General features: G+C 72.3%; 2 protein-coding genes. Both read left to right on the top strand.

Annotated features, from left to right (window positions below; genetic code table 11):
* Nucleotides 1-1,842: DUF3422 family protein (locus OZN99_RS28640; protein ID WP_270938623.1), on the top strand; the 1,842-nt coding region annotated here is incomplete at its 5' end.
* Nucleotides 1,843-1,950: 108 nt separating this feature from the next.
* Nucleotides 1,951-2,916, top strand: a complete 966-nt coding sequence (ppk2, locus tag OZN99_RS28635) for a polyphosphate kinase 2 (RefSeq protein WP_270938622.1) — start codon at nucleotides 1,951-1,953, stop codon at nucleotides 2,914-2,916.
* The last annotated feature ends 106 nt before the right edge of the window (nucleotides 2,917-3,022 follow it).

The raw sequence follows: 3,022 nt of genomic DNA, 5'->3' as shown, positions 1-3,022 counted from the left end.
GCCCGCACCGCGGCCGAGGCGCGCCGCGCGGCGGCCGAGGACACGGCGGACCGGCGCGACTGGCGCCGTGCGGTGGACGGCTTCCTCGCCGCGCTCTTCGCCAACCTGCACCTGAACTTCGGCGGCACGACGCGCAACCGCCAGGCTGATCCGGCATCGGGCGAAGTCCTGTTCCTGCTGCGCCACCGCATTCCCTTCGCACGGCTCTTCGCCGGCGAAGGCGCCGGCCGCGGGCTGCACCCGGACTTCGCCGCGACGGGCGACGGGCTCGAGCCCATGGGCGGCGACGGCCTCGGCGCCGAGCGCTTCGCCCAGTACGAGAATCTGGAGGTGGTGGCCGACTTCTTCGGGTTCTCGCTGACCGCCCAGGCCATCATCTTCCACGAATACTGGACGCTCACGATCTTCCTGAGCCTGCACCGGGGCGCCGCGCCGGATGCGGCAGCCGGGACCGCGCCACCGGAACTCGCCGCGATCCGCGCGGAGTTCGACCGCATCGCAGCCTTCGCGGAGGACCGCTTCGCCGAGCATTGGCACGAGACGCCCGCCGCCGGCCGCACCGCCCCGACCGAGGACAGCCTGGCGGAGACCCGTCTTGCACTGGTCGAAGGATTCCGCAGCCTGGTCCACCGCACGGTCCTGCGCCCCGCATTGCTGCGCGCCCGCTGGCAGCCGGCCGTGCCGGACGAGCCAGCGCCGGGCGAGGAGCCCTCCTTCGCCGCGCTCGGCCGTCGCTTCGCCGACCTCAACGGCCAGGTCTTCGGCTTCAGGCTGCACGACGCGCCCGCGAAGCGGCACGCCACCTCCGGCGCGCCGCTGGACGCGAAGGCGCCTGCGGCCTCGGCCTTTCGCGTCGGCTCCGACGCCGGCATGAAGACGCTGCACGGCCGCACGCTGCAGGTCCCGCTGGACACGCACCTGGCGCCGCGCGTCGCTGACGCGCACTGGCCCTTCTTCAAGGCGCTCCACGCCCCGACCGACCCGGAGGAGCGCCGGCACTTCGATCAGCAGACCGAGGTCGTTGCCGCCAGCTTCCAGGACGGCCGGGCGCTGTTCGTCTCCTCGGTCGGGCGCATGCACGCCTCCACCTTCAATGCCGGCCAGCCGGTGATCTACACGCTCATCGTCACCTACCGCTCGCACTGGCAACTCGGCCGCCTGGTGGACCGGCTGCACGAGGCGGAGACGCTGCGGCTCTGCGCGCTGTGGGACTTCCCGGCGCTGCAGCAGGCGCATCGCGACATGCTGGAACTGGAGCGGGAGTTGCGCTGGGAGGCGCGCGGCACCGGCGACGCCAGCGCGCTGCAGCAGCACGAGGCGGCGATGCGCCGGCTGGAGGGCCTGGTCTCCGGCGGGCTGTCGCGGCGGCTCAACCGCGCCGACTACTACATCGGCCAGCTGGAGGACGCCCTGCCGCGCTTCCGGATCGGCCGCATCGAGGGCTTCCAGCCCTATGACGAGTTCCTGGGCCGGCGGCTTTTCCCGAGCTTCGAGCACATCCGCCGCACGCGGCAGCTCTGGCAGACCATCCTCCAGCTCTACGACATCGCGATCGAACGCGCGACGCAGGCCGGTATCGAGGACACGCAGCGCAGCACCGCCCGGACCCAGAAGGACATCGAGACGCTGCTGGACAATGCGGAGCTGCTGATCGCCGCGCCCGTGGCCTACTATCTCGGCGTCATCCTCGGCACGCTGGCGGAGGCGCTGGGCCACAAGGGCGCCGACGTGAAGCTTGCCGCCTTCATCGTCAGCGTGCTGCTGGTCGCCTGCGGCGTCGTCTGGCTGAAGCTGCGCCGCGATGCCCGCCGGCGGGCGGAGGAAGGCCGCGAGGGGCCCTGATCCCTGGCGAGGGCCGCGCCGCGCGCGCCGGTTGATCCAGATCATGACGGTTCCATGACAGGCAGCGCAGTCTGCCCGCCGGCGCAGTCCGCGCCACGGAGACACGCCATGCCCGATGACGTCGCCCGGACGGCCGAGCCCGCACCGGAAGCCGCCCGCAGCATCGCCGGCGCCGCGGCGGAGCTGTTGGCGCCGTCGCGGCGCGGCCCCCCCAGGCTGGACCCGGAGACCGTCCGGCGCGCCTTCGAGACCGGCGAATACCCCTATGCCACCCGGCTGACCGAGCGCGACTACCTCCGTCGCGTCCAGCCGCTGCAGGTCGAGCTACTGAAGGCGCAGGCCTGGGTGAAGGAGGCCGGGGAGCGCATCGTCATCCTGTTCGAGGGCCGCGACGCCGCCGGCAAGGGCGGCACGATCAAGCGCTTCATGGAGCACCTGAACCCCCGCGGCGCGCGCGTCGTCGCGCTGGAGAAGCCGTCGGAGCGCGAGCGCACGCAGTGGTACTTCCAGCGCTACGTCGAGCATCTGCCCGCCGGCGGCGAGGTCGTGTTCTTCGACCGATCCTGGTACAACCGCGCCGGGGTGGAGCGCGTGATGGGCTTCTGCTCCCCCACCGACTACCTGGAATTCATGCGCCAGGCGCCCGAGCTCGAGAGGATGCTGGTCCGCTCCGGCATCCGGCTGTTCAAGTTCTGGTTCAGCGTGACCCGCGACGAGCAGCTGCGCCGCTTCGAATCGCGCGAGACCGACCCGCTGAAGCAGTGGAAGCTCTCGCCGATCGACAAGGCGAGCCTCGACAAGTGGGACGACTACACCGAGGCGAAGGAGGCGATGTTCTTCTACACCGACACTGCCGACGCGCCCTGGACCATCGTGAAGTCGAACGACAAGCGCCGCGCCCGGCTGGAGGCGATGCGCCACTTCCTCAGCGCCCTGCCCTATCCCGGCAAGGACGAGTCCGTGGTGCACGCGCCCGATCCGCTGATCGTCGGCGGCGCCGGGCACGTGATCGGCAAGAGCGCGCACATCCTCGGCGCCGCGCTGCATCCGGAGCAGCGGCGCGCGCGCGGCTGACGCCGCCTCACCCCGGCGCGACGTTGCCGTAGACCAGCCGGACGCGCTCCGTCAGGCCCAGCGCGTCCCAGGCCGTGGCCGGCTGCGGCGGCGCCGCGCCGCGCCG

This window comes from Falsiroseomonas oryzae, from assembly GCF_027856955.1.
Classification (GTDB): domain Bacteria; phylum Pseudomonadota; class Alphaproteobacteria; order Acetobacterales; family Acetobacteraceae; genus Falsiroseomonas; species Falsiroseomonas oryzae.
This window is presented reverse-complemented; position numbering and strand designations above follow the sequence as displayed.

What these genes read in the sequence shown, in the direction of transcription:
- ppk2 (WP_270938622.1), top strand. Translation starts at nt 1,951, where the DNA reads ATGCCCGATGACGTCGCCCGGACGGCCGAGCCCGCACCGGAAGCCGCC.